Source organism: Rarobacter incanus (genome assembly GCF_006715765.1).
GTDB lineage: Bacteria > Actinomycetota > Actinomycetes > Actinomycetales > Cellulomonadaceae > Rarobacter > Rarobacter incanus.
This window is the reverse complement of record NZ_VFNV01000001.1, coordinates 1,606,879-1,633,711: the sequence shown is the minus strand read 5'-3', so window position 1 is coordinate 1,633,711 and position 26,833 is coordinate 1,606,879. Positions and strand designations below refer to the sequence as shown.

The window sequence follows — 26,833 nt, the reverse complement described above, 5'->3', positions numbered from 1 at the left end:
ACTACACGTTTCCTAGCGCGTGACGCACCATCCGCTCCAGCACATCGATGCCATCGATGGACAAGATGGATTCCGCGTGCCCCTGGAGCGTGGCAAGACCGCGCCCGCGCAGCGCGAACACGTCGCCGGTTGCCGGGTCGATGGACGCCTCAACGCCGCCCGAAAGGCGAACGGGGGACGAGTTCCCCGCCTCCACCCGCGCAGTGAACGTGTTGTAGAACCCGATCCTTGCGGGCGTCCCGAAGTAGTCGATGGTGAGCTGGACCCCCTGCCGCGGCGAGTCGAGGCGCGCCAGCGCCAGGCCTAGTTCGGTGGCGACGACCTGGTGACTCAGGCACACCGCGACCAGCGGCGCCTGGTCGCGCAGGCGCCGCTGCACCGCCGCCCGCAGGCGCGCCATGCGCGGGTCGGACCGGTCCGTGGGGTCACCGGGGCCGGGCCCCGCGATCACCAGGTCCAAGTATTCCGCGTCCGGCGGCAGCGGGATTTCGCCGTCGGCGGCGACCTGCGCCCACGGCACCACCGAGACGGTCATCCCCAGATGCCGCAGTTGGTGCGCGAGCATGGTCGTGAACCGGTCCTCCGCGTCGATGACAACCGCGTGGCGCCCCGTCAGGCCGGCGCTGCGCGCGTCGTGCTGTTCCGCGAGCCAGAACGGCGCAAGCATCCGGTTGCGGGCGACCAGCGCGGCGCGAATGTGCGGGTCGTTGGCCAGCTCGGTCGCGGTCTGCGCGCCAGGAACCGGCTGCGGCGTGCCCTGCGGTTGCGGAACGACGCGGCTGGCGGACGAGGTGAGCTCGTCGATATCTTCCGGCGCCATCTGCAAGGATCCCGCGCCCGATCCCGCGCCCGCCCCGAACCCTGCCCCATAGGCGGCCTCCAGGCCCAGCGCTCCGAGCAAGCCGGCCGCCTTGCCGGCGGTTTCGGCGACCTCACCCTGTGGCGAAGAATGCCGGACCAGGGTCGCTCCCGCGCTCACGCGCACTTCGCCGCCCGGAGTGATCTGCGCGGTCCGGATCAGGATCGGAGCGTCGAGGGAAAACCCTCCGCTTGCCTCCGGCGTCATCAGCGCGGCGACCCCGGAGTAGTACCCGCGACCCTTGGTTTCGTGCCGGGCGATGACCGCGCACGCGTTCTGCATCGGCGAGCCAGTGACAGTTGGGGCGAACATCGTTTCACGTAAAACATCGCGCACGTCCAGCGAGGTGTGCCCCTTGAGGAGGTACTCGGTGTGGGTGACTTTCGACATTTGCTTGAGGAATGGCCCCAGGACCTGCCCGCCGTCGGCGCACACCTGCGACATCATCTTGAGTTCCTCATCGACCACCATGAACAGTTCCTCGACCTCCTTGGTGTCCAGCAAGAAGCGGCTGAACGAGGCCGGGTCCACGCCCCCCTGCGGGTGGCGATACGTGCCCGAAATCGGGTTCATGGTGGCAACCCCGTTATTCACCGACACGTGCCGCTCGGGGGAGGCCCCCGCGAGTATTATGTCGGGTGTGACGACCGCAAAGGTCCAGTAGGCACCACGCTCGCGCTCCAGCAGGCGCCGCAGCAGCGAGGTCGCGACCCGCGCACCGTCGGCATCCGCCTGAGCCAGGAAATCGCGCCGAATGACAAAGTTCGCGCCCTCCCCGCGGCCAATCTCGTCCCCTATGACAGCGGAGACCGTGGCTATGTAGTCCTGATCGGGCACGTCGAAGCCGCGCCCCTCTATCGCCGGCAGGGTGGCCGGAAGGGCCTCTCGCAGCATCTGAACCGGCACCTCTTGGCGCGCGGTCACGCGCAAGCAGCGCAGGGGCGCGCCGTCATCGATCGCCTGGTAACCGCGTTCGCGCACCTGCCTGAAGGGCACCAGCGCCAGCACCTCGCGGACCGTCCCATCCGCGTCGTGCAGGGGGATGTCTGCCAGGTTGTCCACGTCAACGACATCGCCCTCGATGATCTCGGCCTGGTCGTGGCCCTGCCGGTATAGCAGCGCGTATGCGGGAGGTGGGGTCGGCCCCAGCACTCTTTCGAGTAGGTTGTCTTTCACCGCAGTGTGATCCTTCCGGTTAGGACTAGCCCCGGGCGAATACGAAAAAACGACCGCCGTGGGGCGGTCGTTGTGGTTACTGAAGTTTCCAATGCAAGGCCGCCGATCAGGCGAGCCACCACGCACCACGTGTTGCGAGCATCGAATTCATAGGGTCATCGTATCAGGCCAGGCGGTTCGCGCTTCCGCCCCCCGGTTCCGTAACAGGGTGGCCCGTCCCCGCCCAGCGCGCGGCAAGGTGGCCCGACACTGCGCCCACCCAGCGCGCGGCAAGGTGACCCGTCCCCACCCAGCGCGCGGCAAGGCGACCCGTCCCCACCCAGCGCGCGGCAAGGTGGCCCGACACTGCCCGTAAGAAGTGCCGGACCACTGCGCGAGACAAGATCGCGCCTATTCGGCGTCCAGATCCGCGGCTACCAGATCCGCGATCGCGTCGACCGCCTGCTGATCTTCCGATTCGACCGTGACCTCGACACCGTGTTCGGCGCCGAGCGTCATGATCAGCATCGCCGAAGCGGCGTCGACTGGCTCCTCCCCTTGGGTCGATAGGTAGACGTCGACCCCCAACTCATCCGCCTTCTCGGCGATGATGGCAGCGGGTCGGGCGTGCAAACCTACCGCCGAACCGACTTTGACTGTGCGACTTGCCATGATTGATTCCTTTCACCTCGTTATTTTCGTGTTCGATGTGTACTGCCCTACGTGATTGGACCGACCGCCCGGGTCGCTGCACGAGCGGCGCACGATCCTGGCCCGGCCTCCTTGTTACGCCGCCGCGCCGGCGGAAACAGTTGCGCCGGCCAGAACAGTTGCGCTCGCCTCACGAGCGGCGGCCCCGCGATCCTTTCTGCGCGCCTTTAGCACGGTGACGCAGACCGCGGAAACAAGCGTCCCGGCAACGATGGCGGCTACGTATCCCCACACCGGGGTTATGGCAAAGATCACGAAGATGCCGCCGTGCGGCGCCCGCGAACCGACTTCGAAGAGCATTGTCAACGCACCCGTGACGGCTCCGCCGGCCATCATCGATGGGATGACGCGCAGCGGATCGGCCGCCGCGAACGGGATGGCCCCCTCCGAGATGAACGCGGCGCCAAGCAACCAGGCAGCCTTGCCGTTCTCACGCTCAGCCTCCGAGTAGAGCCGCGGCCGGATGGCGGTCGACAGGGCCATCGCGAGCGGCGGCACCATTCCACCCGCCATGACCGCCGCCATGATGTGATACGCCTCGGGGGTACCCGCGGATAGCCCGGCGCTCGCGAACAGGTACGCCGCCTTGTTCACCGGTCCGCCCAGATCGAAGCACATCATCAACCCCAGCAATGCGCCGAGTCCGACTGCCGACGCACCGGTCATCGACCCCAGCCCGGTCTCCATCGCGTTCATCAATGATGCGAGCGGGCGCCCCAGCGCCACGTACATCAACCCCGCCGTGACAAGGGTTGCAAGCAGGGGGATGATCACTACTGGCATCAACCCCGCAAGCCAGCGCGGCGGGCGGAAGTGCGCCAACCACATGGCCACCCCGCCCGCGATCAGGCCGGTCACCAGGCCACCCAGGAAGCCTGCTCCGACTGCCACAGAAATGGCACCGCCGATGAAGCCCGGAGCGATTCCCGGGCGCCCGGCCAGCCCGAACGCGATGTATCCGGATAGTGCGGCGACCAGGAAACCCATGCCGGCCTGCCCGATCGCGGTGAGAACTGCACCGAGGTACAGGGCCATTCCGGAACGGTCGGTGAGCAATTCTGCCCCGTTTTGCATGTAGGTCTGCGCGTCGGGCAGGTTCCACAGCGAGAAGTTCTTCGCCACATCGCCCGCGACGAACGCCACGTCGTATCCGCCGATCAGGAATCCGAGGGCGATGAGCAGACCCCCGGCAGCGACAAACGGAATCATGTACGACACACCCGTTAGTACCGCCTGCTGCAACCGCTTCGCTACGGAAACCGTGCCTTCTGTGTTCGTAGTTTGCTCCCGCGCGCCGCTGCCTCCGGCAACCCGCGGGGTATTGGGATCGTCGATCGCGGCCACCGCTTGCGCAATCATCGCGGGGCCATCCGAGATCGCTCGCTTGACGCCCGATTCGACCAGTGGCATCCCAACGAAGCGATCGCGGCCCGTCACGTTCACGTCGGCGGCGATGATAATCGCCTGCGCACGGCGTATGTCCGCGGTGGTGAATGGGTCAATACCGCCCGAACCCTGCGTCTCGACGTGAAGCTCGACGCCCGCGGCCTTGGCCGCCTCCTCAAGCGATTCCGCGGCCATGTAGGTGTGTGCAATGCCGGTTGGGCACGACGTGATCGCCAGGAGTACCGGTTTTGCGGGTTCATTCGCGGACGAGCGCCCCGCACTCCCCTCGCCAAGCTCTCCCGTGCCTGCGGATTGCGCGGGGCCAGCACCCGCGCTGGAGCTTTGCCCGTTACCGTCTGCGACAGGTGACGGCGGTTGGGCGGCGGGTTCGATCACAGCGGTGACGAGCGCTGCCGCATCGGCCGGGGTTGCGGCCGCGCGCAGCGAAGCGAGGAATTCGGGCTTGACCAGGGCCCGCGACAACTTGGCAAGCAACTTCATATGCGCGGAACCCGATTCGTCGGGTGCCGCAATCGCAAATATGAGATCCGCGGGGCCGTCCTTGGCGCCGAAATCGACCGGCGTGGCCAGCCTCAGCATGGCGAGGGCGGGTTCTTTTACTGCGTCGGCACGGCAGTGGGGTATTGCGATTCCACCGGGCATTCCAGTCGCGAACTTCGCTTCGCGCGCTTCAAATGCCGCGATCAGTCCGTCACGATCGGCGCGCCCTGATTTCGATATCAGATCCGCCAGCTGGCCGATCACCGCCGATTTGTCACCGGCAGGTGCCACGTCCAGCTGCACCAGGTCGGCAGTCATGAGATTGGATGACATGTTCGATCCTCTCGGGGCCGGAATTGCTTCGCGGCCTCTCATGCGCACGCGGGCTAGAGCGCCCGTTGTGCGCGGTCGATGCGAGTGATAAGGCGCGGATCGACTACGACGTCATCCCGTGCCGGGATAGTGGTTCCGGGCAGCGACACCGCCGCTGCACCGTAAGCCACCGAAAGCGCCAATCGGTCGGCGGCGTTAGCCCCCTGCGCCGTGGCAATCAGATACCCCGCCACCGCGGAGTCGCCTGCGCCGACTGTCGAAACAACCGGCACGCGCGGCGCGCGCGAAAACCACATCCCCTCGCGGGTTGCCAGCATCGCGCCGGCCCCTCCAAGGGTCACCAAAACTTCGCGAACGCCCATGTCCACCAAACGGCGGGTGGCGTGCACGGCCGGAACGATATCGCCGGTCGCTGCCCGATCTTCTATCTCGCCGCCATCAACACCGACAATCTGCCCGAGCTCCTCGGCGTTCGGCTTCATAAAATCGGGCGCCACCTGCGGGAAGTGTTCCGCGAGCGCGAGCAGCGGGCCATCGGAGGTGTCGATTCCGACGTAGGCACCCCGGTCCTTGAGCGATCGCAGAACTGTCGCGTAGAAATCAACGGGAACCCCCGGAGCCAAGGAACCGCACAACACCACGTAGTCCCCGTGGTGGACGGTCGCCAACAGAGCCCGCGTGAACTCGTCCACATCACTTGCGGTCAGCGGCGTGCCCGGCTCATTGACCTTGGTGGTTACGTTGGGTTCCGAAACCATCGCCAGGTTTGTGCGGACAGCCCCGCGCGCGGGTGCGGCAACATGGGTAAGCCCCGCCGCGCTCAGCAATGCAAGGAGCGGATCGTCGCTGCGCGCCGCCAGAACGGCAACGGTTTCCAGGCCTGCGCGCTGCGTACCGAATGCGACGTTGATGCCCTTGCCGCCCGGATCCGTCCGATCACTGGTAATTCGATGGACGGCGCCGGGAACCAGAGGCCCCTGAATCGTCACCGTCCGATCGAGCGACGGGTTGATTGTTGCGGTAACTATCATGCGCGCACCACCTCTATGCCGGCCCGTTCGAGTTCACTGCCGCGATCGTCGGGAAGGTCCGTGTCCGTCACGAGGACATCGATGTCGCTGAGTTGAGCGAACGTGACGAGTTGCCGCTTGGCAAATTTGGACGAGTCCGCCACTACCACGCGCAACTCTGCGGCGGCGACGAGCGCCGATTTAGTAGCCGCCTCGTCCGGGTCTTGGGTGCTGAGCCCATACTCCCCGAACCCGTTGCAGCCAATAAAGACGACGTCTGCATGCAGCCTCCCGAGGGCCGCAACGGTTTCGGATCCGACCGCGGCATGCGTGATTCCGCGAACGTTGCCGGGAAGGATGTGCAGGCCCGGCGCCTCCAATTGAACCAGGGCCTCGGCCACCGGCAGGCCGTTGGTGATTACCCGCAAGCCGTGTCCGTGCAAGTAGGAAGCCAACTCGACCGTCGTGGAGCCGGCATCCAGCAGGACGGATCCGCCCGGGGCGGAGGGAAGGTAGCGCGCAGCGACAGCAGCGATCCGCCGCTTCGTGGCGGTGTGGGTCATGAGTCGCGTCGGCAAATCTGCCTCGACCGGATCCGTGGAGCGAGGTATTGCGCCGCCGTGTACGCGACTGAGCATATCCGCGGAGGCAAGCGCGTCGAGGTCGCGCCGGATGGTCTCCGAGGCGACATCGAATCGGATGGCTAAATCCGATACCGCCACCCGTCCTTCGGAGTAGAGCAGGTCAATGATGACTCTGCGACGTTCCTTCGCGTACATGAACCGATCCCATCTAGGCGAGCCCCGTTGCTGCGTTCATCGTCGGCAGTTCCCCACCGACATCATCACAATACAACACACTCCCACATGACGCCACAGCGTTTTTGTGTTACTTTCAAATGGGGAGCGCATCGAGACCTCGCACCGCGCACCCAACCGACCTACCGCCTTGGTAATCGGGACCTCAGCGCAGAGGAGTTGGCCATGGAACCTCGAAGGACCTCGACTGTTTTGTCCGGCACGCCGGTCGTGGGCGGCATGGCGTACGCCCCGGCGGCACTGGTGCACCGCCCGCTCGCTCCCCCCACACACGCCCCCGAACTCCCGCCCGAGCGGCGCGGTCAGGCTGCCGAGGAATTCAGTAACGCGTGTTCGCTGGTACACGAACGGCTCGCGGCCAGGGCCGAACAGGCATCGGGCCACGCCGCGGAGGTACTCTCCATGACTGCGGGTTTGGCCACCGATCGCGGCTGGCAAAAGGAAGCGCTCAAGCGAATTGCGGCCGGAACGCCGCCCGTCCAGGCGACGTGGGGCGCGACCAATAAGTTCGTGGAAATGTTTGAACGCGCCGGCGGCCTCATGGCCGAGCGGACAACCGATCTGCGCGATGTGCGTGACCGCGTCGTCGCGGCGCTGCAGGGCGATCCCGAGCCGGGCATTCCGGCGCCGTCGACCCCGGTCGTGCTGGTCGCGGACGATCTGTCGCCTGCGGACACCGCCACGCTCGACGCTGCTGTGTTCGTCGCGATTGTGACTCAACTGGGCGGGCCCACCTCACACACCGCAATCATCGCTCGTCAGTTGGGGATTCCTTGCATCGTCGCGCTGAAAGAAGCCCCGGCGATCGCCGACGGCGCACCAGTCCTCGTCGATGGGACCGCCGGTGAGGTGACTCTCGACGCGGATCCGAGCGCCGCGCTGGCCGCCGTGGCGGCCGATTCCGAACGCCGCGCCAGGATCGCCGCCTGGCAGGGACCCGGACGGACCGCGGACGGTGTCGCAGTGTCCCTTCTGGCAAACGTCAAGGACGGGGCAAGCGCCCGGGCGGCCGCCGCTGGCGATGCGCAGGGCGTAGGACTGTTTCGCACCGAGTTGCTTTTTCTCTCCACGCCCACGGAGCCCTCGGTGGCGGACCAGGCGGCCGAGTACGGCAAGGTGTGCGAGGCGTTTCCCCGCGGCAAAGTTGTCCTGCGCACTCTCGATGCGGGCTCGGATAAACCTGTCCCCTTCGCCACCATGGCAGACGAAGAAAACCCCGCCCTTGGAGTTCGCGGCATACGCCTGGCAGTGGACAATCCCGCGTTGATCACGCACCAGTTGGATGCGGCGCAGCGCGCTGCGGCCGCGAACCCGGAATGCGACCTGTGGGTGATGGCGCCGATGATCGCGACGGTCGCAGAAGCGCGAGACTTCGCCAGCCAGGTCCGCGCTCGCGGCCTCAAAGCCGGAATCATGATCGAGGTGCCATCCACCGTACTTCTGATCGACGCGTTCTTGCAGGAGGTCGACTTCGCGTCGATCGGAACAAACGACCTCACGCAGTACACCATGGCCGCCGACCGACTCTCACCGCAGTTGGCGGGCCTGACCACCCCGTGGCAACCCGCCGTACTGCGCCTCATCGCGCAGGCGGGCGCCGGCGGTCAGCGCGCATCGAAGCCGGTCGGAGTGTGCGGCGAGGCCGCGGCTGATCCACTGTTGGCGTGCGTCCTGCACGGCATGGGCATCACCTCGCTGTCCATGGCGCCATCGTCGATCCCCGCGGTTGGCGCGCAACTGGCGCACGTTACCGATGCGCAATGCAAGGATGCGGCCGCCTCGGTGCTGACGGCCCGTGACGACCAGGAGGCTCGCGCGATCGCGCGCGATCTGCTCACCTAAGAGGGGAACGAGCCCACCGGCGCCGCGGAATCAAACATCCGCGGCCGCCAGGCCACACGGCCGCGGAAACCAGACCACGCGGGCACTAAACCACGCGGCAGCGGGCACCGGATCACGCATCCGCGGCCGCCAGGCCACACAGCCGCGGAAACCAGGCCACGCGCGACTAGATCACGCGGCGGCGGGCACCGGGGCCAGGGAGTCGTCTTCCGCTGCGGACGGCAGGTCGGGGACCACGAGCGGTTCCGTCTCTGTCGATTCGGCGTGCCCACCCAGCGCCGTGGCTATCGCCGCCACGACAACGGCGCCGATCGCGACGACAGCCGCGAGGGGAAGCACCTGGCCCATCAGCAGCAGGCCCACCCCCGCCGCGATGACGGGCTCGCGGCTGGCAAGCACCCCGAACACCCGCTGCGGCACGTGCCGCGATGCCATCAGTTCCAGGCCATAGGGCAGCAACGCACCCAAGAGCGCGGTGACGATGGCCAGTAGGGCGAGCCGGGCGTCGCTGAACGCGACAACGGCGCCGGCACCGCCCAGTGGCGTCAACAGCATACCCCCGGCTCCCATCGCGACGCCAAGGGGGCCCACACCGGGATCCACGGCGGCGACCTTCGCGAGCAGCGGGATGTATATGGCCCAGCACATGCCCGAAGAAGCGGCAAACAACAACCCGATGGTGTCCAGCGGCACGCCGGACGCGCTGTCGCTGATCCCCAACGCGACAACCCCCGCCATTGCGATACCGGTCCACGCGAAATGAGACGCGCGCCGTGAAAGTATCGCGGCGTAGGTGAGCGGACCCAGCAGTTCAACGGAGACGGCGATGCCCAGCGGGATCCGGTCAATCGCCGCATAGAAACTCGCGTTCATGCCCGCCATGGATGCGCCAAGCGCAATAACGGTGATCCACGTGCGCCGGTCCCAGCGCTGCACGCGCGGACGTGCCAGGGCGACAATAATGGCCCCCGCGATCAATAACCGTAGGGTGGCCGTTCCCACCACGCCCAGGTCCGGGAACAGCTTCGAGGCCGTCACGGCGCCGAACTGGGTCGCGAAGGTCGAGCCAAACATCATGGCGATTGCAAGGTAGTACTTCCGAGTCACCAGACAATTCTGCGGCCCGCGTTACCATTAGTCCAGCGAATGTTTCTGCATGAAATAATGTAGCTAGGCTAATGCTTTACGTTCCGCCGCACCCCTCTCGGAGGCCACATGCTGTCACCAGCACGCCTGCAAATCCTGCTCGAACTGCGCCAACACGGCACGCTAGCGCGGGCGGCGCAGATCCTCAACTACACGCCCTCGGCGCTCTCGCAACAGCTCTCGGCGCTCGAGGCCGAAGTCGCAGTGCCTCTGACCGTCAAGGTCGGTCGCGGTCTGCGATTGACAACGCAGGGGGACATCCTCGCCGATCACGCGCAGAGAATAATCGCCCAGCTGGAAGAGGCGCAGGCCGATCTCGCCGCGTCCCTCAAGGGGGTGGCGGGCCGGCTGCGGGTGGCCTCGTTCCAATCTGTTTTGCTCACGCTGGTCCCGGACACCCTCACCCTTCTCACGGAGCGTCACCCCCGCTTGCGGGTCGAAATCACGCAATACGATGACCCCGACGCGATGGACGGGCTGCTCACGCACGACTTTGACCTCATCCTCGGCGAGGAATACCCCGGCCAACCCATCCGCGGCACCGTCGCCGGGATCCAGTGGGAGGAACTGGCGCGCGATCCGCTGCGCATTGCGCTCCCGCTCGAAGGTCCCTGGTCCGACCCCGGCCTGCAACTGCACGATCTTGCTTTGGCGCCGTGGGTTTTGGAGGACGAGCACGCCGCCTTCGGCCGCTGGGCCGTCGCAATGATGCGCGAAGCCGGGTTCACGCCGAACGTGCCGTTCGTGTCCACGGACATCCTCTTGCACCTGCACCTGGTGGAAACGGGGCACGCACTGGCCATCGTCCCCGACCTGTTGTGGCTCAGCCAGACCCCGCGGGTCCGGCTCGCCGACCTGCCGGGGTCCCCGGCGCGGAGCATCCTGACCGGAGTGCGAGAAGGCGGCCGCACGCACCCCGCGGTTGTGGCATTCCGGCAGGCGCTGCGCGATGTCACCGCGGACCTGCGGCGCAAGGCGGGGGTGCCCGTAACCGGGCGCGGCTGAAGGCCGCACCACCGGGCTGCGCCGCCGCTGACAGGTAGATTGCCAGCATCCCGGTGGCCCGGCGGGCAGCGGGCAGCACGCCGACCGGCCGGCAGCACGTTATACCGAAACCCGACGCCCCTCGCGCGCGCTGATCCGGGCGGCGTCCAAAACGTTGATGGTGCGCACGGCATCCCGCGGATCCACCGGCACGGGCCCGCGGTCGCGCAACCAATCGTTGACCGCATGGTAAAAGTCCACGTGACCGCCGCTGGGGGGCTCGACGGCGGTGAGTTCGTCGCCGCGCGCGATCCACCCCTGGTGCTCGGCCTCTACGGCCTCGTCCAAGCGCGAGTATGGCGTCGGCTCCGCCTCGAATTGAGTGACTAGATAGGCGGCCTTGTCACCCAGGATGCGCGTGCGCGGGCCCGGCGCACCCACCAACGATCCGCCCCAAAGCCTCGAAATAACGGCCGACCCATCCGCACGCGGACTGTGATAGAGCGTCATAAAGACGTCGTCCTCGGTGGGGGTCGTCAGGCTGCGAATCTCCGCGTAGACCGATTCGACCCGCCCAAACAGATCGGTTGCCGAATCCACCAGGTGGCTGCCAAGGTCAAGCAACAAGCCGCCCGCGATCGGGTCGTTCTCTTTCCACCGTTGCTGCGGCGTCGGGCGCCACCGCTCCCAGCGTCGCTCGAAGGTGTGGACCCGTCCCAGCTCGCCGGATTCGATCAGCCGGCGGGCGGTGAGCTGTTCGGCATCCCAACGCCGGTTCTGGAAGACGGTGAACGGAACGCGCGCCTTGGCGGCCCGGTCCACAATGTCGGAAGCCTGCAACGCCGTCGGCGCCAGCGGCTTCTCGATCACGAACGCCAGCCCCGCATCGATGACCTGCTCCGCATGCGCGACGTGACGCCCCGACGGGGAGGCGATGACGATCACGTCAAAGTCGTCCGGGTGGGCGATCAACTCGCTGATCTCGTCGTACACCGCCGCGGCCGGCCAATCCTCAGTAGCGGCCCGCTTTCGGCCCTCGTCCCTTGTCACTATTGCGGTAACCAAGAAACCGGCTTCGCGTATCAGGCGCGAGTGAATGCCGCGGCCGGCGCTGCCGTAACCGATGATTGCAAACCGTGCGGGGAGGCTCATGCGATCCATTGTCCCCACAACGTGTGCCCAAGTCACATTTCGGTCAGATCGCGCAGGGCATCTGCGAAGGTTGTCACGTTTTGCGCCCCCGCGGCGCTGTATTTGTTTCCCAGAATGTAGAAGGGTACGGCGCGGGCACCGTGGGATTCGGCCGCCGCAATGTCCCGCTCGACGGCGCCCGCCTGCGCCGAATCCGCCCGCAGTGCCGCCGCGATATCCGCAGGCGCGAGATCCCCGTAGCCGGCCGCGTCGGCCGCTCGCTGCATTACCTGTTCATCGCCGACGTCGCGGCCCGCCGTAAAGTGCGCTGCGAACAGCTCGCCCACGACCCTCGCTTTAGCTTCCCAACCGTAGCGATCCTGAACCAGGGCCAGGAACCGGTGGGTCGGCGCCGTGGCCGTCGGCACCACCCGATCGAAATCGAAGTCGAGGCCCTCGCTCGCCGCCAACTCCGTCATGTGCCGCAACGCCTGCACCGCGCGGTCCTTGCCCCCGAGCTTGAGCGCCAGCACATCCGCCTCAGTGCGCCCGTCGGCCGGTCCCGCGTACGGGTCGAGGATGAACGCGTGGTAGCGGACCTCGACCGGCGCTGCTGTTTGCGCTATCGCTTCCTCCAGGCGCCGCTTGCCCACGTAGCACCATGGGCATGCGATATCGGACCAGACGTCGATGACTACCGGCTGACTTTGGCTCATGCAGGTGCGTAACGCCGAGCGGCCCCAAATGATTCCCTGCGGGGTGCCTAGCCCCCGAACGCGGCATCGCGTGCCATGTTGGCGAAGCGCGAGTACCGGCCCTGGAACGCGACGGCAATCGTTGCCGTCGGACCGTTGCGGTGCTTCGCCACGATCAGATCCGCCTCACCCGCGCGCGGTGACTCCGGTTCGTAGGCGTCCTCGCGGTGAAGCAGGATCACCATGTCCGCATCCTGCTCGATGGACCCGGATTCGCGCAGGTCACTCATCTGCGGTTTCTTATCGGTGCGTTGCTCCGGCCCGCGGTTCAACTGCGAAATGGCGATGACCGGGACCTCAAGTTCCTTCGCGAGCAGCTTGAGCGCGCGGGAAAACTCCGAAACCTCTTGCTGCCGTGATTCGACGCGCTTGCCCGACGTCATCAACTGCAGATAGTCGATGACGACCAGGCGTAGGTCGTGACGCTGCTTGAGCCTGCGGCACTTGGCGCGGATCTCCATCAGCGACATGTTCGGCGAATCGTCGATGAATAGCGGCGCGTCGGCTATCCGCCGCTCCGTGGCCGCCAGCCGGTTCCATTCGTTGGCGTCAACGCGCCCGGTGCGCAGTTTTTGCAGCGATATCTCCGTCTCCGCGGCCAGGAGGCGCATGACGATTTCGTTGCGGCTCATTTCCAGCGAAAAGACAACGGCCGCTTGCCCATGCTTGATCGCGGCGGAGCGGGCGATATCGATTCCGAGCGTGGACTTACCGATGGCGGGCCGGGCCGCGACCACAATCATCTGTCCCGGATGCAGGCCGTTCGTTAGGATATCCAGATCGTCGAAGCCCGTCGGAACTCCCGCCATGCCCTCGCCGCGCGCCGCATTGTGCTCGATTTCATCGAAGGTCGGGCCGATGATCTCGCCAATCGGCGCGTAGTCCTCGCTGGAGCGCGACTCCGACACCTGGTAGACCTCGGCCTGCGCGTTGTTGACCAGATCCTCCACGTCGCCGCCCTCGGCGGCGTATCCCAGTTGAACAATGCGCGTACCCGCCTCGATCAGACGGCGCAGCACCGCTCGTTCGCGCACGATGCGCGCGTAGTAGCCAGCATTGGCCGCCGTCGGCACCGACGAGATCACGTCGTGAATGTAGGTTGCCCCGCCTACGCGCCCAAGTTCGCCGCGCTTGTTGAGTTCGTTGACGACCGTGACGGCGTCTGCCGGCTCCCCGCGGCCGTACAGCGTGGTGACCGCGTCGTAGATGGTCTCGTGAGACGGCCGGTAGAAATCATTGGCCCGCAATTCCTCGACTACGTCCGCGATGGCGTCCTTGGAGATAAGCATGGACCCCAGGACGGACTGTTCGGCCGCTACGTCCTGTGGAGGAACACGCCCCGGACCAGCGCCTTCTTGCCCGCCGAACCCGCCGTCAAACTCCGAATCCGCCACGAATCCTCCGTTACCCACAGTGCACTCACAGTCTAAAATGCGGTACGCCGACGCGTTTCCAGTCCCACCGCACCACGCTTACGCCCGCCCCGGGCGCCGCGGTCATTGCGGGTGAATCACGGCTCCCACCTGCATAAACGCCAAGAATCACGGTGCCGGATAATCGCCCAGTTCCCGCGCCGAGGCTAAACATATACCCTACGCCACGCGACGGCAACGAGGTTTTCCACAGCACTATCAACAGACCTGGGGAAACTTGACCGATACATGCACGTCGCACGCATCCAACCTGTGGATAGAAATGGGGATAAGTAGCGTTCTTTCCGCCCGATCGCATCCGACGCGCCGTCGACTCGCCGGAAATGACGCCAACGTCGCCTGTGGACGAAAATCAATTCTGTGCAGAGCAAGAATTCACCCGGCGCGGGCCCGCGCACCACCCCCGCGGATTCCCGCCGCATCCTCGCGTTGGCGGTCCCGGCCCTGGGGGCGCTCGTCGCCGAGCCGCTGTTCATCCTCGCCGATACCGCCATCGTCGGCCGCCTCGGTGCCGACGCCCTCGCCGCGCTATCGGTGGCTTCGACCGCCCTCATGACCGTGGTCGGGCTGTGCGTGTTTCTCGCCTACGCCACGACCTCGCTGGTTGCCCGCCGGATCGGGGCGGGCGATCCACGTGCCGCGTTGCGCGCAGGGGTGGACGGCCTGTGGCTGTCGTTCGCGCTCGGGATCGCGCTCGCAATAGCCCTCGGGTTTGCCGCCACCGACCTGCTAAGAGCGCTGGGCGCGCACGGTAGCGTCCTGGCGCTCGGCACGGCCTATCTGCGAGCCTCCGCCGCCGGTATCCCCGGCATGCTCGCGGTTCTGGCCGCCACCGGCGTGCTGCGCGGCTTCCAGGACACGCGCACGCCCCTGTACCTGACGGTGGTCGGCGCGTCGGCAAACGCGCTGCTCAATGTGGTGTTGGTCTTTTGGGTCGGGCTCGGGATCGTCGGGTCCGGATTGGGAACGGCCGCGTGTCAGCTCGGTATGGGCGCGGTCGCCGCGGCGATCGTCATGCGCCGCTCGCGCGCCCACGCGGTCTCCTTGCGCCCGCGGCCGCAGGGGCTGCTCGGCGCAGCCCGCTCCGGAGTTCCGCTCTTTATTCGCACGCTCTCCTTGCGGGCGGCCATCATCGTTACGGTCGCGGTCGCGACGCGGCTGGGCGAAGCCCCTTTGGCCGGCCACCAGATCGTCACCGCGGTATGGAACCTGATCGCCTACGCCCTCGACGCGCTGGCGATCGCCGCGCAGGCTCTGATCGGCCACGCACTCGGCGCCGGCCGCATCCGCGAGGCCCGCCGCCTCCTTCGCATCATGCTCCGCTGGGGTGTGGTCACGGGGGCGGTTTGCGGCGTGGCTATCGCCGCTACGTCGGCCTTCATTCCGTGGATTTTCACGGACGAGGCCGCCGTCGCCGCCGCCACGTCACCCGCCCTGATTGCCGCCGCGGTGTTCCTGCCGATGGCCGGCTGGGTCTTTGTCCTCGATGGGGTGCTGATCGGCGCCGGTGACGGGAGGTACCTGGCCTGGGTGGGTCTGCTGACGCTGGCGGCATACGTGCCCGCGGTCCTGGCCGTCGGCGCCCTAACTGCGGCGCACGCGCATGCTCTCGTGTGGCTTTGGGTCGCCTTCGGTGGGTGGTTCATGGCAACACGTGCGCTCACCACGGGCCTGCGGGCGCGCACGGATGCGTGGCTGAGGGCGGGGATCTAACCGCACGCGCCCCGCCGTCCACGGGACCACGGACACCGAACCCGCACCGCGCCCCCGCCACCCACGGAACCACGGGACCACGGACACCGAACCCGCACCGCGCCCCGCCACCCACGAAACCACGGAACCACGGAACCACGGACACCGAACCACACCCCGCCGCACGACGCGGCGGGCGGAGTCTGCGACTATGGACGCATGGTTGTAGCCAAGACTGTCTTGCTGTTCGTCATCGCCGCGCTGTGTGAAATCGGTGGCGCTTGGCTGGTGTGGCAGTCGGTGCGCCAGGGCAGGCCGTGGTGGGTTGCGGGCCTGGGGGTCATCGCGCTGGGAATCTACGGGTTCGTAGCGACCTTGCAGCCCGACGCCAATTTCGGGCGAGTGTTGGCCGCCTACGGCGGGGTCTTTGTCATCGGTTCGTTGGTGTGGGCGATGGCGATCGACGGTTTCCGTCCGGATCGCTGGGACGTGATCGGCGCGGCAGTGTGCCTGATTGGCGTGGCGGTCATCATGTTCGGCGCGCGCACCTGAGCGATCGCGAATCGGCCCCGAACGCTCCGGCCCGGTGACCGAATCCCACCACGCGCAAAACGCAGCGTCCGCTTTGCACCGCCCGGACCGCCTCACTGCGGAACCACCGGCGCACCGCAAGCATTCCGTGACCAACGCAAACGGGGGGCCGGTCCGCCCAGCGGACCGGCCCCCCGTTTCAACTCGGATGCTACTTTGCAGCAACAACCTTGACGTTGACCTTGGCTGCTACCTCGGGGTGCAAGCGAACCGAAACGGCGTGGTCGCCCACATTGCGGATCGGCTGCGAGACCTCGATCTTCCGCTTGTCGACCTGCGGACCATTTGCCGCAATGGCCTGAGCGATCTCGGCGGTCGTAACGGCACCGAACAGGCGGCCGCTCGGACCGGCCTTGACGGTCAGAACGAACGACTTCGCCTGGAGCGAGTCGCGAGCGGCGCGCGCGTCCTCAAGGCTCGCGATCTCACGGGCCTTGCGGGCCTTACGGATCGCTGAAACCTGCGATTCCGCTCCCTTGGTCCAGGGCGTCGCGAGCTTGCGCGGGATCAGGAAGTTACGGGCGTAACCGTCCTTGACGTCGACGACGTCTCCGGGCTCGCCCAGGCCGGTCACCTCATGAGTAAGAATCAACTTTGCCATGGTGCTATCTCCTAGTCCTTAGAATCAGCGCGCCGAGGACGAGTACGGCAGCAGGGCCATCTCGCGGGCGTTCTTGACGGCACGGGCAATTTGACGCTGCTCCTGGACGGTGACGCCAGTGACGCGACGAGCGCGGATCTTTCCGCGGTCGGAGATGAATTTCCGCAGCAAGACGGTGTCCTTGTAGTCGACGACGTCGACCTTGGCGCTCTTGAGCGGGTTGGACTTCTTCTTCGGCTTACGCACGACGGGCTTTGCCATCGTTAATGCTCCTTCAAATCAAGATGGAGTTGCCGGCGAGCCGGCAACAAAAGTGAGGGTGAACGTCCCGGGGGCGTCCTAGCTGAGCTGCCTAGAAAGGCGGCTCGTCATCAATTCCGCTGGTGGACGAGGCCGGGCTGGCGGAACCCCACGGGTCGTCGGCCGGTGCGGCGCTGCCGCCGAACCCGCCACCCGCAGAACCACCGAACCCGCCACCGGACGAGTAGCCGCCACCGCCACCACCGCGCTGGGCGCGGGTGACCTTGGCCGTCGCATTGCGCAGCGACGGCCCGATCTCATCCACCTGCAATTCCACAACCGTGCGCTTCTCACCCTCCCGGGTCTCGAAGCTCCGCTGCGTCAGGCGGCCCTGAGCGATGACCCGGGCTCCCTTGCTCAGCGATTCGGCTGCATTTTCGGCAGCCTCGCGCCACAGCGAGCAGCGTAGAAACAGGGTTTCCCCATCACGCCATTCGTTGTTTTGACGGTCGAAAACTCGCGGGGTCGACGCGATGGTGAAATTGGCAACGGCCGCGCCGGATGGCGTAAAACGCAACTCCGGGTCGGCGGTCAGGTTGCCAACGACCGTGATGATCGTGTCACCGGCCATGAATCCTCCTTGAGGATGCGGCAGCGCTCGATCGCGCTACTCGGGGGAACTAGCGGAATCAGGCCTCGCGGCGAAGGATCTTTGTGCGCAGAACGGACTCGTTGAGTCCGAGCTGGCGGTCCAACTCCTTGGCCGTTGCGGGGGTTGCGGTGAAGTCGATGACGGCGTAGATGCCCTCGGACTTCTTCTTGATGTCGAATGCCAAACGACGGCGGCCCCAGATGTCGATCGCGTCGACGGTGCCACCTTCCTTCGGAACCACTGACAGGTACTTGTCGAGCGATGGAGCAACGGTGCGCTCCTCGACACTGGGGTCGAGGATCAGCATGATTTCGTATTGACGCAGGCTCACTAACCCACCTCCTATGGACTCTACGGCCACGGTATTTCCGTGACAGGAGGGTATTGACGCGTCGCCGTGGTCTGCCTCGAGCCCTTTTGGCGCGAAACAGACACACGACAGTCGTTCATTTTATCATCACCACGGCGCTTTCGCTCCACGCAATCGCGTCTGGAGGGGTTGGCACCCGCACCGCGAGGCCGGTGACCGCCTCGACCGGTTTGGAGTAGCCGCGCCTTTAGGGATTGGCACCCGCACCGCTATCCGAACCACCGGCGCCGGCGCCGGATCCGGCCGAGCCACCGGCGCCGTTCCCGGAACCGGAGTTGCCGCCCGTGCCGGATCCGGATCCCGCGTCACCCGCACCGCTTCCGCCATCCTGTCCCGCGCCGGATCCCTGACCGCCATCGCCCGCGCCTTCGCCGCCATCGGATCCCTTTCCGGTGCCTGCATCGGAGCCGCCGTCATTGGACCCACCGGCATTGTCGTTACCGGCGGAACCATCGTTGCCGCCTCCGGAATCCGAACTCGACTTTTTCGGTCCCTTGGACACGACGATGCTCACCGTCGCGCCCGGTGCGAGGGCCTTGCCGCCGCCCGGGCTCGTGGAAATGACGCTTCCCTTGGGTACCGAATCCGAATACGCATGGGAAACCGACACGGCGAAGCCGGCCTTGCGCAGCGCGGATTTGGCCGCCGACGCGCTGTCCCCAGCAACGGACGGCACCTCGACCTTGGTATCCGTCTCAGTGTCTTGCTCCTGCGAATCGTCATCCGCTTTGTGACCGGCGCTGGTCGGCATTTCCGGAAGGTCGACCACGGGCAGGTCCGCAAGCGCTTCCTTCATGTACGCCGTCCACATATCGACCGGCACCGATCCACCGGTGATCTCGGAATACCCGCCGAACGGGTCGATCGAGACTTCGCTGCCGTCCTTGCCGACCTGATAGAGCCCAACGACGGTGGCGAGGTTGGGCGCAAACCCCGCAAACCAGGCGGACTTATTATCGGACGAGGTCCCCGTCTTCCCCGCGATCGGCCTCCCAACCTCGCTAGCGGTCTTCCCGCTTCCCCATTCGACGACGCCGGCCATGGCGTTCGCAACGGTTGAGGTGACGTCCTCGTCAAAGACTCGCTTACCCTTGGTCGCGACCTTGTATTCGACTTCATCGGTGGAGTTTTGCTTCACGCTCGCAACGATGTGCGCCTTGCGGTAGATGCCACCGGCTGCAATCGTGGCGTAGGCGTTGGCCAGGTCAACCGGGTGTACCGAGGCGGTACCTAGGACGTTGCTGGGCAGATCGTTGAGTCCGGTCGTCGCCTTCGGTATCCCCGCGTCGATGGCGGCCTGCATCGTTTTTTCCGGACCGATTTCGACGTTGAGGGCGGCGTATGCGGTGTTGATCGACAGGGCCGTCGCCCGCATGAGGTTGACGTACCCGTAGCTAGCCCCGCCAAAGTTAACGACGGGCCGATCGAAGCCGTCAATCGTCACCGAATTGCGGCCGTTGAAGTACTTATTCGTCACCGATACGCCATCGCTGACCGCCGCGAGCAACGCGAACGGCTTGAAGGTGGAGCCCGCCTGCGCCATTCCCTGCGTGGAGTTGTTGAACTGCTGCTTGAGGTAGTTCGGCCCGCCGTAAAGAGCCTTGATCCCACCGGTCTCGGGATCGATGGTCACCATGGCTGCCCGCAAACGCTTCGGTTTGTCGTCCGGCATCGCCTTGACGGTGGCCACCATGTCGGCCTGCATCGACTTGTCGATGGTCGTTGTGATCACGTATCCGCCGGTGTCCAGGTCATCCTCCGTAAATTGACCTGTGGCAACCAATTCGGACCGTACCATCTCCAGCAGGTACCCCTTGGTCCCGCCGTAGGTGTCGGATCGCTTGTACTCGATGGTCTCGGGCATGGTCAGATCCGCCCGCTGCGCGGCCGTCAAGAAGCCCAGCTGTTCCATCCCGTCCAGCACGTAATTCCACCGCTGTTCGGCCTTGTCGGGGTTCACCCGCGGGTCCCAATTCGAGGGGCTCGGCACGATCCCCGCGATGAGCGCGGCCTGCGCGATCGATAGATCTTTGGCGTCGACCCCGAAGTACTTCCGCGCTGCGCTTTGAATCCCGTAGGTTCCCCTGCCCAAGTAGATCGTGTTCATGTAGTTGGACAGGATTTCCGCCTTGTCCTGGTGCTGGGCGAGCTTGACGGCCAAGAAGGCCTCTTTGACCTTGCCGGTGTACGTCTTTGTTTCCCCCAGGTAGTACCGTTCCGCATACTGCTGGGTGATAGTTGAACCGCCCTGCCGCGCGCCGCCGCGGATATTGTTGACAAACGCCCGCGTCATGCCCGGCAGCGAGATGCCATTGTTCTGGTAAAAGCTGCGGTCTTCGGCGGCGACAAATGCGTGTCCGACGTATTCGGGCAGCGTGGACCCGTCGACCAAAACGCGGTCCTGCGTCGCAAATTCGCCCATGACGCTCTTGCCGCCGGCGTAATACACCGTGGTCTTTTGCGCGGTCGCGAACTGCTCCGCGTTGGGTATCTTCACCATCTGATAGGCGACCACGATCCCTGCGACGCCCAGGACCCCAAAGAACACGCACACGCCCACGATGAACCGCCAGCTCGGCAGCCACCGGTGGATGCCGGAGTATTGCTTGCGCGGATAGTTGAAGCGCCCGTATTGCTGGCGCAGATATTTCCGCTTGGCGCGACCCTTGAGCTTGGGGGTCTGCGCGGCGAACGCCGCCGGGGCAGTGCGCGTAGTCGTGCGTGGCGCGGTAGCACCGGAGGCGGCGGGCTGCTGCGCACCCCCCGTGGGTCGCCACGGTTGGCCGCCCGTCTTTGACCGCGCCGACACGCGGCGCGGCCCGTTTCCGGGTGCATCTGCCACTGGTATGCCTTCTTCCATGTCTTTGACCGTCCCCTGCCACAGGACGCGCACAGGTCGTACTGCAAGCCTTAAGTAAGACCATGCTGACACTACGCGGTTGCGCCAATGATCGACAGGTTATCCACAGCTCGGCGGCAAAGGTTTTGCGGGGTTCACGCGGGGGCTTCGCAAAATCTTCACGGTCTGACGCGCTCTGGTGCGTGCGAGGTGACCCGCGTCACCAGGGGGCCTCGTCCGCGATCAACCCGCTGAACGAACAAATCAACCTATCGAACACACCGAATCAATCGATGTATCGAACCGATACATCAAGTGGTGTATTGTCGGACGAGTCCAAACGTTTCCATTCCCCGACCTCACCGAAGGAGGCAACCGTGCGCAGTCGCTCAGCGACACTCGAGACTGCGATTCTCGGCCTCCTCGCGGATTCACCGCTGCACGGCTACGAACTGCGTAAACGGCTCAATTTGGTTCTTGGCTCCTTCCGCGCCTTCAGCTACGGATCCTTGTATCCGTGCCTGAAAACGATGGCGGGACGGGGCCTGATCGTCGGCTCGGAAGCCTCTGACGCAAAGCCGCACGCCCTGTCCGCGAAGCGGGCGCGCATCGTCTACACCATCACCGCAGCGGGCCAAGAAGCCCTGGGCGCGGTTTTGGCCTCGGCCGGACCCTCCAGTTGGGAAGACGACTCCTTCGACGTGCGGTTTGCGCTGTTCAGCCTGACCGACGTCGAAACACGCATCAAGATCTTGGAGGGCCGCAGATCGCGGCTCACCGAAAGGCTCGAATCCGCCAAAGAAAACGGCGCCGAGCACACCAACCGGCTCGATGAGTTCACCTCGGAATTACAGCGACACAGTTTCGAGCGTGTCGAACGTGAGGTTCGTTGGCTCGACAGCCTAATCAATACCGAACGCGAGAGACGTCGCGTTCGTCCCATCAATGCCGGGACCACAGATCCCGGCGATCATGTCAAGGAGCAAGGATGAGTTCCATCCGCGTCGCCATTGTTGGCGTCGGAAACTGCGCATCGTCGCTGATCCAGGGTGTTCAGTTCTACAAGGACGCCGACCCGAACACCACGGTCCCCGGACTGATGCACGTCCAGTTTGGCCCGTACCACGTCAGCGATGTCGAATTCGTCGCCGCATTCGACGTTGACGCAAAGAAGGTCGGATTCGACCTCTCGGAGGCCATCGGCGCATCCGAGAACAACACGATCAAGTTCGCCGACGTGCCGCCCCTGGGGATCACCGTCCAGCGCGGCGTGACCCTCGATGGCCTGGGTGACTACTACCAGGCAACCATCGAGGAATCCGACGCGGCCCCCGTCGACATTGTGCAGGCGTTGCGCGATGCAAAGGTCGACGTCCTGGTTTCTTACCTCCCCGTTGGTTCGGAGCAGGCAGACAAGTTCTACGCCCAGGCCGCCATCGACGCGGGCGTCGCATTCGTCAACGCGCTGCCCGTCTTCATCGCCTCGGACCCCGTTTGGGCAAAGAAGTTCGAGGACGCCGGCGTCCCGATCATCGGCGACGACATCAAGAGCCAGGTCGGTGCGACCATTACCCACCGCGTGCTCGCAAAGCTCTTCGAGGACCGCGGCGTCATCCTGGACCGCACATACCAGCTCAACGTTGGCGGCAACATGGACTTCAAGAACATGCTGCAACGCGACCGCCTGGAGTCCAAGAAGGTTTCCAAGACGCAGGCAGTCACCTCGAACCTCACCGGTCCGCTCGCGGGCAAGAAGGAAGACCGCAACGTCCACATCGGCCCCTCGGACTATGTCGCCTGGCTCGACGACCGCAAGTGGGCGTACGTGCGCCTCGAGGGTCGCGCGTTCGGTGAGGTTCCCCTGAACCTCGAGTACAAGCTCGAAGTGTGGGATTCGCCGAACTCCGCCGGAATCATCATCGACGCGATCCGCGCCGCGAAGATCGCCAAGGACCGCGGCATCGGCGGCCCCGTGATCGGTGCATCTTCCTACCTCATGAAGTCCCCGCCCGTGCAGATCGAGGACACCGAGGGCCGCGCCCGCGTCGAGGCCTTCATTAAGGGCGAAATCGCCCACTGATCGGGTCCGCCCCGGCCGCCCGCGTCTAGCGGGCCCGGCGGGCATTCCGAGTGAATCAGTCCGGTAGGGGGCTGGCGCCGCGTGCGCCAGCCCCCTACCGCGTTCTCACCGCACACCGCACACCGCACACCGGAAAATACCTCGCACAAGACGGCACGTCACCCTAGACTCGGGCAAATGCAGGAAACCCACCCCGCCCCAGCGCCACGCCCGCGGTGGCGCCGCGACGTCGCCCTCTTCCTCGCGGGTCAATCGGTTTCACTCATAGGTTCGTCGGTCGTGCAGTTCGCGATCTTCTGGCACCTCACCCTCGAAACGAAGTCCGGCTGGGTGATCGCGTTTTCGACCTTCTTCGGATTCTTGCCGCAGGCCATCGTCTCGATCTTCGGCGGGGTTTGGGCGGATCGCCACAATCGCAAGTGGCTGATCATCGGCGCCGACCTTTCGATCGCCGCGACCACCATTGCGCTAGCCGTGGCGTTCATGCTGGGCCGAACCGACCTGTGGCTGTTCTACGGGGCGTTGGCAATCCGCTCGGTGGGTGCGGGCATCCAGGCACCGGCCGTGAGCGCTCTCATTCCCCAGATCACCCCGGCGGACCAGTTGCTACGCGTCAACGGGCTGAACTCGTCCATCCAATCGATAGCGCAAGTCGGTGCGCCGGTCATCGCGGCCGGTGTCCTGGCAGCCGGAGGCCTGCAATCCGCTTTCTACCTCGACGTGGTCACCGCGGTGATCGGGGTCGCGTTCTTGGCGGCCATCCCGCTGCGGGCTGTGGACCGCGCCTCGCAACCGAGCGATACCGGATACCTCACCGACCTGCGGGCCGGATTGCGCTACGTGGCAAGGACACCACTGCTGCGCTTCTTGGTCGGGTACTTTGCGCTCATCATGTTCCTGGCGGTTCCCCCCAGCTTCCTAACGCTGTTGCTGGTTGCGCGAAAATTCGGCGATACGTCGTGGTACCTGATGGCGAACGAGGTCGCCTTCGGCTTAGGAATGACCGCCGCGGGGGTGCTGGTCGCGGTGGCCGCAAAGAGGTTCAACAATCGGCTCATGCTCGCCGCGTGGGGCGGCGTGGGTCTTGCGGTCACGACGGTCGCCCTGGGTCTTGTCGGCAACTTCCCGCTGTACCTGATTGCGATGGCACTGTGCGGAGCAACCGTGCCGCTCATCAACACGCCGATGTTCACGATCTTCCAGGAGCAAGTCCCGCACGACATGCAGGGCCGGGTCTTCGGGCTGATCATGATCATCATGACGCTGGCGCTGCCCATTGGTATGGCCATCATCGGGCCGATCGCGGACCGCATCAGCGTCGAGGCGCTCATGTGCATCGGCGGGGCCGCAACCCTGGTTGCCGCGGCGTGGGGCTTGCGCCGAGCGGTGCAACTCGGCGATCGCGTTTCGGCCCCGGTCGCGGACGCCCCCTAGCGAGGGCTCGCAGGCCGCCACTCGACCCAGCGCACCACTGCTGTGTGGCGGGCCCGGCGCCGGGTCTTCGGGACCGGCGGCCGCCCCCGGCGCGACCGGCGGGGGCGGCGCAACCGGCTACGCCCCGCGCGTGTCCCACCAGGCCCGCAGCCGCGCGGTGGCCTCGTCGACGCCCAGCGGGCCCTCGTCCATGCGCACATTGAGCAGGAACTTGTACGCCGCTCCGACCTCGGGACCCGGCGCAATCCCCAGGATCTCCATGATCTGCTCGCCGTCCAAATCCGGGCGGATTGCGGCCAGTTCCTCCTTCGCCGCGATCTGGGCGATGCGTCGCTCAAGGTGATCGTAGGACGCGGAGAGCGCGGCCGCTCGCCGCCGGTTGCGGGTCGTGCAGTCGGCGCGCGTAAGCCGGTGGAGGCGTTCAAGCAGCGGACCGGCGTCCGTGACGTAACGTCGCACGGCCGAATCGGTCCACTCTCCCGACCCGTAACCGTGGAACCGCAGGTGCAGCTCGACCAGTCGGGAAACCTGCTTGATCGTGTCCTTATCGAACCGCATTGCCTGCAGCCGCTTGCGGGTCATCCGCGCGCCAACGAGTTCGTGGTGGTGGAAGCTCACGCCGCCGCCGGCCTCGAACTTGCGGGTTGGCGGCTTGCCTATGTCGTGCAATAGGGCAGCCAATCGCAGCACCAGGTCGGGCCGCGGAACGGCGCCCGCTAGGTCCGTTTCCAGGGCGATCGCTTGGTCCACCACCGTCAGGGTGTGTTCGTAGACGTCCTTGTGGTGGTGGTGTTCGTCGATTTCGAGCCGCAGCGCGGGAAGCTCAGGAAGAATGTGGTCGGCCAGCGTCGAATCCACCAACGCTCGCAGACCCTCACGCACGTGGGTGCCCAGCAGCAGCTTGACGAATTCGTCGTGCACGCGTTCGGCGGAAACGATGGATATGCGCCCCGCCATGTCGGTCATCGCCGCCCGCGTGGATCCCTCAATGGCGAATCCCAGCTGGGAGACGAAGCGCGCGGCGCGCATCATTCGCAGGGGGTCGTCAGCGAATGACTGTTCGGGGGCCACCGGCGTGCGCAGGACCTGCGCGGCCAGATCCTTGAGCCCCCCGAAAGGGTCCACGAACGTCAGGTCGGGAACGCGCAGCGCCATCGAGTTGACGGTGAAATCGCGGCGCGACAGATCCCCATCGAGTTGGTCACCGAACTGCACCTGCGGCTTGCGTGAAGTCGGGTCGTATTGGTCGCTGCGGTAGGTCGTGACCTCGACCGTGATTGCCTGCCGTCCGCCGCGAGCGTGCCGTTGGGCGCCGATGGTGCCGAACTCCCTACCTATGTCCCAGTGTGCGTCGCCCCACTGCGCTAGCAGGTCGATGGTCTGTTCGGGTCGGGCGGAGGTCGCGAAATCAAGGTCGTGAACGGGTCGCTTCAGCAGCGCGTCGCGCACGGGGCCGCCAACCAGGGCCAGTTCGTGCCCCGCATCCTGGAACAGTTCGCCCAGTTCGATGATCTCGGGGTGCTGGGCCGGCAGCGACTCCAGCGCGGCGTGCAGCAGCAACGCTGGATGCGGCTGATCGGGGGCGGCCGGCGACGGAACGGAATCAGGCATAAACACCAAGCCTAATCCAATGTGGCCGTAACAGTCGGTAGAGTGGACTACATGTCAGAGCCAGCCGCACGGGATGAGGGGCGCGCTCGTGTGCCGATTCCACCGGGCGGCCACGCTTTGCGCCTGCGCGCTCCGCGCGCGCACTCGCCCCTGCGGCCGGCGCACGTAACTGAACTCCTGGAATTGCCCGTCGTCGAGGAAACGTCTGCCGGGGGAATCGTGCTCGCGCTCTTCGACGGGGTGCCGCACGCGGCAGTGATCGCCCGCCGCAACCGCGCAGGACGCCTGGAATGGTGCCTGCCCAAGGGCCACCTCGAGGGTGACGAAACACCACCGCAAGCCGCAATCCGCGAAATTTGCGAGGAAACGGGGATTCGCGGGCAAATCCTGGCCCTGCTGGGAGTCATCGACTACTGGTTCACCGGCACGGATCGCCGCGTGCACAAGGTCGTTCACCATTTCATGCTGTCGGCCGTCTCCGGTCGCCTCACCGTCGAAAACGACCCCGATGCAGAGGCCGAGGACGTCGCTTGGATTCCCGTCGCGGACCTCGACCGCCGGTTGAGCTACCCGAATGAGCGCCGCATCGCCGCAATCGCCGCCACCCGGGTCGGCGATCACAAGATCAACCAACGCACTGAAGCGGATCACGCTTAGGG

The 26,833-nt window shown here is 65.8% G+C and carries 23 protein-coding genes; 8 read left to right on the top strand and 15 right to left on the bottom strand.

Annotated elements, in window-relative coordinates:
• Nucleotide 1 precedes the first annotated feature (1 nt).
• The 5 genes from FB389_RS06830 to FB389_RS06810 form a co-directional block, all read right to left on the bottom strand.
• Nucleotides 2–2,035: an anthranilate synthase family protein gene (locus FB389_RS06830; protein WP_142112185.1), complete on the bottom strand. Its 2,034-nt coding sequence runs from the start codon at nucleotides 2,033–2,035 to the stop codon at nucleotides 2–4.
• Nucleotides 2,036–2,425: 390 nt separating this feature from the next.
• On the bottom strand, nucleotides 2,426–2,686 hold the full coding sequence (locus FB389_RS06825; protein ID WP_142112183.1) for an HPr family phosphocarrier protein: 261 nt from the start codon (nucleotides 2,684–2,686) through the stop codon (nucleotides 2,426–2,428).
• A gap of 114 nt (nucleotides 2,687–2,800) precedes the next feature.
• Nucleotides 2,801–4,945: a PTS fructose transporter subunit IIABC gene (locus FB389_RS06820; RefSeq protein WP_142112181.1), complete on the bottom strand. Its 2,145-nt coding sequence runs from the start codon at nucleotides 4,943–4,945 to the stop codon at nucleotides 2,801–2,803.
• Nucleotides 4,946–4,998: 53 nt separating this feature from the next.
• Entirely contained in the window at nucleotides 4,999–5,976 is a 978-nt protein-coding gene (locus tag FB389_RS06815) for a 1-phosphofructokinase family hexose kinase (RefSeq protein WP_142112179.1), read from the bottom strand.
• Nucleotides 5,973–6,734 carry a DeoR/GlpR family DNA-binding transcription regulator gene (locus FB389_RS06810; protein ID WP_142112177.1) on the bottom strand — a complete coding sequence of 254 codons (762 nt, stop codon included), beginning with the start codon at nucleotides 6,732–6,734 and terminating at the stop codon, nucleotides 5,973–5,975. Before FB389_RS06810 ends, FB389_RS06815 begins: the two co-directional genes overlap by 4 nt.
• 204 nt (nucleotides 6,735–6,938) lie before the next feature.
• On the opposite strand from FB389_RS06810, the gene FB389_RS06805 reads away from it, so the two are divergent.
• Nucleotides 6,939–8,615, top strand: coding sequence for a phosphoenolpyruvate--protein phosphotransferase (locus FB389_RS06805; RefSeq protein WP_142112175.1), 1,677 nt, complete (start codon nucleotides 6,939–6,941; stop codon nucleotides 8,613–8,615).
• 171 nt (nucleotides 8,616–8,786) lie between these two features.
• Here FB389_RS06805 and FB389_RS06800 read toward each other — a convergent pair whose 3' ends face one another.
• Complete coding sequence (locus tag FB389_RS06800) at nucleotides 8,787–9,722, bottom strand: EamA family transporter (RefSeq protein WP_142112173.1); 936 nt, start codon at nucleotides 9,720–9,722, stop codon at nucleotides 8,787–8,789.
• Nucleotides 9,723–9,830: 108 nt separating this feature from the next.
• Between FB389_RS06800 and FB389_RS06795 the strand changes: the two genes are divergently transcribed.
• Entirely contained in the window at nucleotides 9,831–10,766 is a 936-nt protein-coding gene (locus FB389_RS06795; protein ID WP_142112171.1) for a LysR family transcriptional regulator, read from the top strand.
• Between the two features lie 99 nt (nucleotides 10,767–10,865).
• On the opposite strand, the gene FB389_RS06790 is transcribed toward FB389_RS06795, so the two are convergent.
• Genes FB389_RS06790 through dnaB form a run of 3 tightly spaced genes read right to left on the bottom strand, consistent with a single transcriptional unit; the run spans nucleotide 10,866 to nucleotide 14,025 of the window.
• A complete protein-coding gene (locus FB389_RS06790; protein ID WP_142112169.1) occupies nucleotides 10,866–11,897 on the bottom strand; it encodes a Gfo/Idh/MocA family protein in 1,032 nt (343 codons plus the stop codon).
• 32 nt (nucleotides 11,898–11,929) lie between these two features.
• Entirely contained in the window at nucleotides 11,930–12,592 is a 663-nt protein-coding gene (locus tag FB389_RS06785; RefSeq protein WP_142112167.1) for a DsbA family oxidoreductase, read from the bottom strand.
• Between the two features lie 47 nt (nucleotides 12,593–12,639).
• Nucleotides 12,640–14,025, bottom strand: coding sequence for a replicative DNA helicase (gene dnaB, locus FB389_RS06780; RefSeq protein ID WP_142112165.1), 1,386 nt, complete (start codon nucleotides 14,023–14,025; stop codon nucleotides 12,640–12,642).
• A gap of 399 nt (nucleotides 14,026–14,424) precedes the next feature.
• On the opposite strand from dnaB, the gene FB389_RS06775 reads away from it, so the two are divergent.
• Both FB389_RS06775 and FB389_RS06770 read left to right on the top strand, forming a co-directional pair.
• Complete coding sequence (locus tag FB389_RS06775) at nucleotides 14,425–15,777, top strand: MATE family efflux transporter (RefSeq protein ID WP_142112163.1); 1,353 nt, start codon at nucleotides 14,425–14,427, stop codon at nucleotides 15,775–15,777.
• Nucleotides 15,778–15,975: 198 nt separating this feature from the next.
• A complete protein-coding gene (locus tag FB389_RS06770) occupies nucleotides 15,976–16,308 on the top strand; it encodes a YnfA family protein (RefSeq protein ID WP_142112161.1) in 333 nt (110 codons plus the stop codon).
• 190 nt (nucleotides 16,309–16,498) lie between these two features.
• Here FB389_RS06770 and rplI read toward each other — a convergent pair whose 3' ends face one another.
• The 5 genes from rplI to FB389_RS06745 form a co-directional block, all read right to left on the bottom strand.
• Nucleotides 16,499–16,948, bottom strand: a complete 450-nt coding sequence (rplI, locus tag FB389_RS06765; RefSeq protein WP_142112159.1) for a 50S ribosomal protein L9 — start codon at nucleotides 16,946–16,948, stop codon at nucleotides 16,499–16,501.
• A gap of 24 nt (nucleotides 16,949–16,972) precedes the next feature.
• On the bottom strand, nucleotides 16,973–17,209 hold the full coding sequence (gene rpsR / locus FB389_RS06760; RefSeq protein ID WP_142112157.1) for a 30S ribosomal protein S18: 237 nt from the start codon (nucleotides 17,207–17,209) through the stop codon (nucleotides 16,973–16,975).
• Between the two features lie 91 nt (nucleotides 17,210–17,300).
• Complete coding sequence (locus FB389_RS06755) at nucleotides 17,301–17,819, bottom strand: single-stranded DNA-binding protein (RefSeq protein WP_142112155.1); 519 nt, start codon at nucleotides 17,817–17,819, stop codon at nucleotides 17,301–17,303.
• 58 nt (nucleotides 17,820–17,877) lie between these two features.
• Nucleotides 17,878–18,171: a 30S ribosomal protein S6 gene (gene rpsF, locus FB389_RS06750; RefSeq protein WP_142112153.1), complete on the bottom strand. Its 294-nt coding sequence runs from the start codon at nucleotides 18,169–18,171 to the stop codon at nucleotides 17,878–17,880.
• Nucleotides 18,172–18,397: 226 nt separating this feature from the next.
• Nucleotides 18,398–21,103, bottom strand: a complete 2,706-nt coding sequence (locus FB389_RS06745; protein WP_211344971.1) for a penicillin-binding protein — start codon at nucleotides 21,101–21,103, stop codon at nucleotides 18,398–18,400.
• A 323-nt stretch (nucleotides 21,104–21,426) separates the two neighbouring features.
• Between FB389_RS06745 and FB389_RS06740 the strand changes: the two genes are divergently transcribed.
• The 3 genes from FB389_RS06740 (at nucleotide 21,427) to FB389_RS06730 (ending at nucleotide 24,563) form a co-directional block, all read left to right on the top strand.
• Nucleotides 21,427–22,041 (top strand): PadR family transcriptional regulator, encoded by a 615-nt coding sequence (locus FB389_RS06740; protein ID WP_142112150.1) that lies wholly within the window; start codon nucleotides 21,427–21,429, stop codon nucleotides 22,039–22,041.
• Entirely contained in the window at nucleotides 22,038–23,129 is a 1,092-nt protein-coding gene (locus FB389_RS06735) for an inositol-3-phosphate synthase (RefSeq protein WP_142112148.1), read from the top strand. Before FB389_RS06740 ends, FB389_RS06735 begins: the two co-directional genes overlap by 4 nt.
• 177 nt (nucleotides 23,130–23,306) lie before the next feature.
• Nucleotides 23,307–24,563 (top strand): MFS transporter, encoded by a 1,257-nt coding sequence (locus FB389_RS06730; protein WP_142112146.1) that lies wholly within the window; start codon nucleotides 23,307–23,309, stop codon nucleotides 24,561–24,563.
• A 117-nt stretch (nucleotides 24,564–24,680) separates the two neighbouring features.
• Here the strand turns inward: FB389_RS06730 and FB389_RS06725 are convergent, their stop codons facing one another.
• Entirely contained in the window at nucleotides 24,681–26,174 is a 1,494-nt protein-coding gene (locus FB389_RS06725; protein ID WP_142112144.1) for a CCA tRNA nucleotidyltransferase, read from the bottom strand.
• A 51-nt stretch (nucleotides 26,175–26,225) separates the two neighbouring features.
• Here FB389_RS06725 and FB389_RS06720 point away from each other — a divergent pair, with 51 nt between their 5' ends.
• Nucleotides 26,226–26,831: an NUDIX hydrolase gene (locus FB389_RS06720; RefSeq protein WP_142112143.1), complete on the top strand. Its 606-nt coding sequence runs from the start codon at nucleotides 26,226–26,228 to the stop codon at nucleotides 26,829–26,831.
• Nucleotides 26,832–26,833: the final 2 nt, after the last annotated feature.

Coding starts and splice junctions, on each gene's coding strand:
- FB389_RS06730 (WP_142112146.1), top strand. CDS start 23,307: ATGCAGGAAACCCACCCCGCCCCAGCGCCACGCCCGCGGTGGCGCCGC.
- FB389_RS06825 (WP_142112183.1), bottom strand. CDS start 2,686: ATGGCAAGTCGCACAGTCAAAGTCGGTTCGGCGGTAGGTTTGCACGCC.
- FB389_RS06785 (WP_142112167.1), bottom strand. CDS start 12,592: ATGAGCCAAAGTCAGCCGGTAGTCATCGACGTCTGGTCCGATATCGCA.
- rpsR (WP_142112157.1), bottom strand. CDS start 17,209: ATGGCAAAGCCCGTCGTGCGTAAGCCGAAGAAGAAGTCCAACCCGCTC.
- FB389_RS06720 (WP_142112143.1), top strand. CDS start 26,226: ATGTCAGAGCCAGCCGCACGGGATGAGGGGCGCGCTCGTGTGCCGATT.
- rplI (WP_142112159.1), bottom strand. CDS start 16,948: ATGGCAAAGTTGATTCTTACTCATGAGGTGACCGGCCTGGGCGAGCCC.
- FB389_RS06770 (WP_142112161.1), top strand. CDS start 15,976: ATGGTTGTAGCCAAGACTGTCTTGCTGTTCGTCATCGCCGCGCTGTGT.
- FB389_RS06735 (WP_142112148.1), top strand. CDS start 22,038: ATGAGTTCCATCCGCGTCGCCATTGTTGGCGTCGGAAACTGCGCATCG.
- FB389_RS06805 (WP_142112175.1), top strand. CDS start 6,939: ATGGAACCTCGAAGGACCTCGACTGTTTTGTCCGGCACGCCGGTCGTG.
- FB389_RS06755 (WP_142112155.1), bottom strand. CDS start 17,819: ATGGCCGGTGACACGATCATCACGGTCGTTGGCAACCTGACCGCCGAC.
- FB389_RS06790 (WP_142112169.1), bottom strand. CDS start 11,897: ATGAGCCTCCCCGCACGGTTTGCAATCATCGGTTACGGCAGCGCCGGC.
- FB389_RS06810 (WP_142112177.1), bottom strand. CDS start 6,734: ATGTACGCGAAGGAACGTCGCAGAGTCATCATTGACCTGCTCTACTCC.
- FB389_RS06820 (WP_142112181.1), bottom strand. CDS start 4,945: ATGTCATCCAATCTCATGACTGCCGACCTGGTGCAGCTGGACGTGGCA.
- FB389_RS06725 (WP_142112144.1), bottom strand. CDS start 26,174: ATGCCTGATTCCGTTCCGTCGCCGGCCGCCCCCGATCAGCCGCATCCA.
- FB389_RS06815 (WP_142112179.1), bottom strand. CDS start 5,976: ATGATAGTTACCGCAACAATCAACCCGTCGCTCGATCGGACGGTGACG.
- FB389_RS06795 (WP_142112171.1), top strand. CDS start 9,831: ATGCTGTCACCAGCACGCCTGCAAATCCTGCTCGAACTGCGCCAACAC.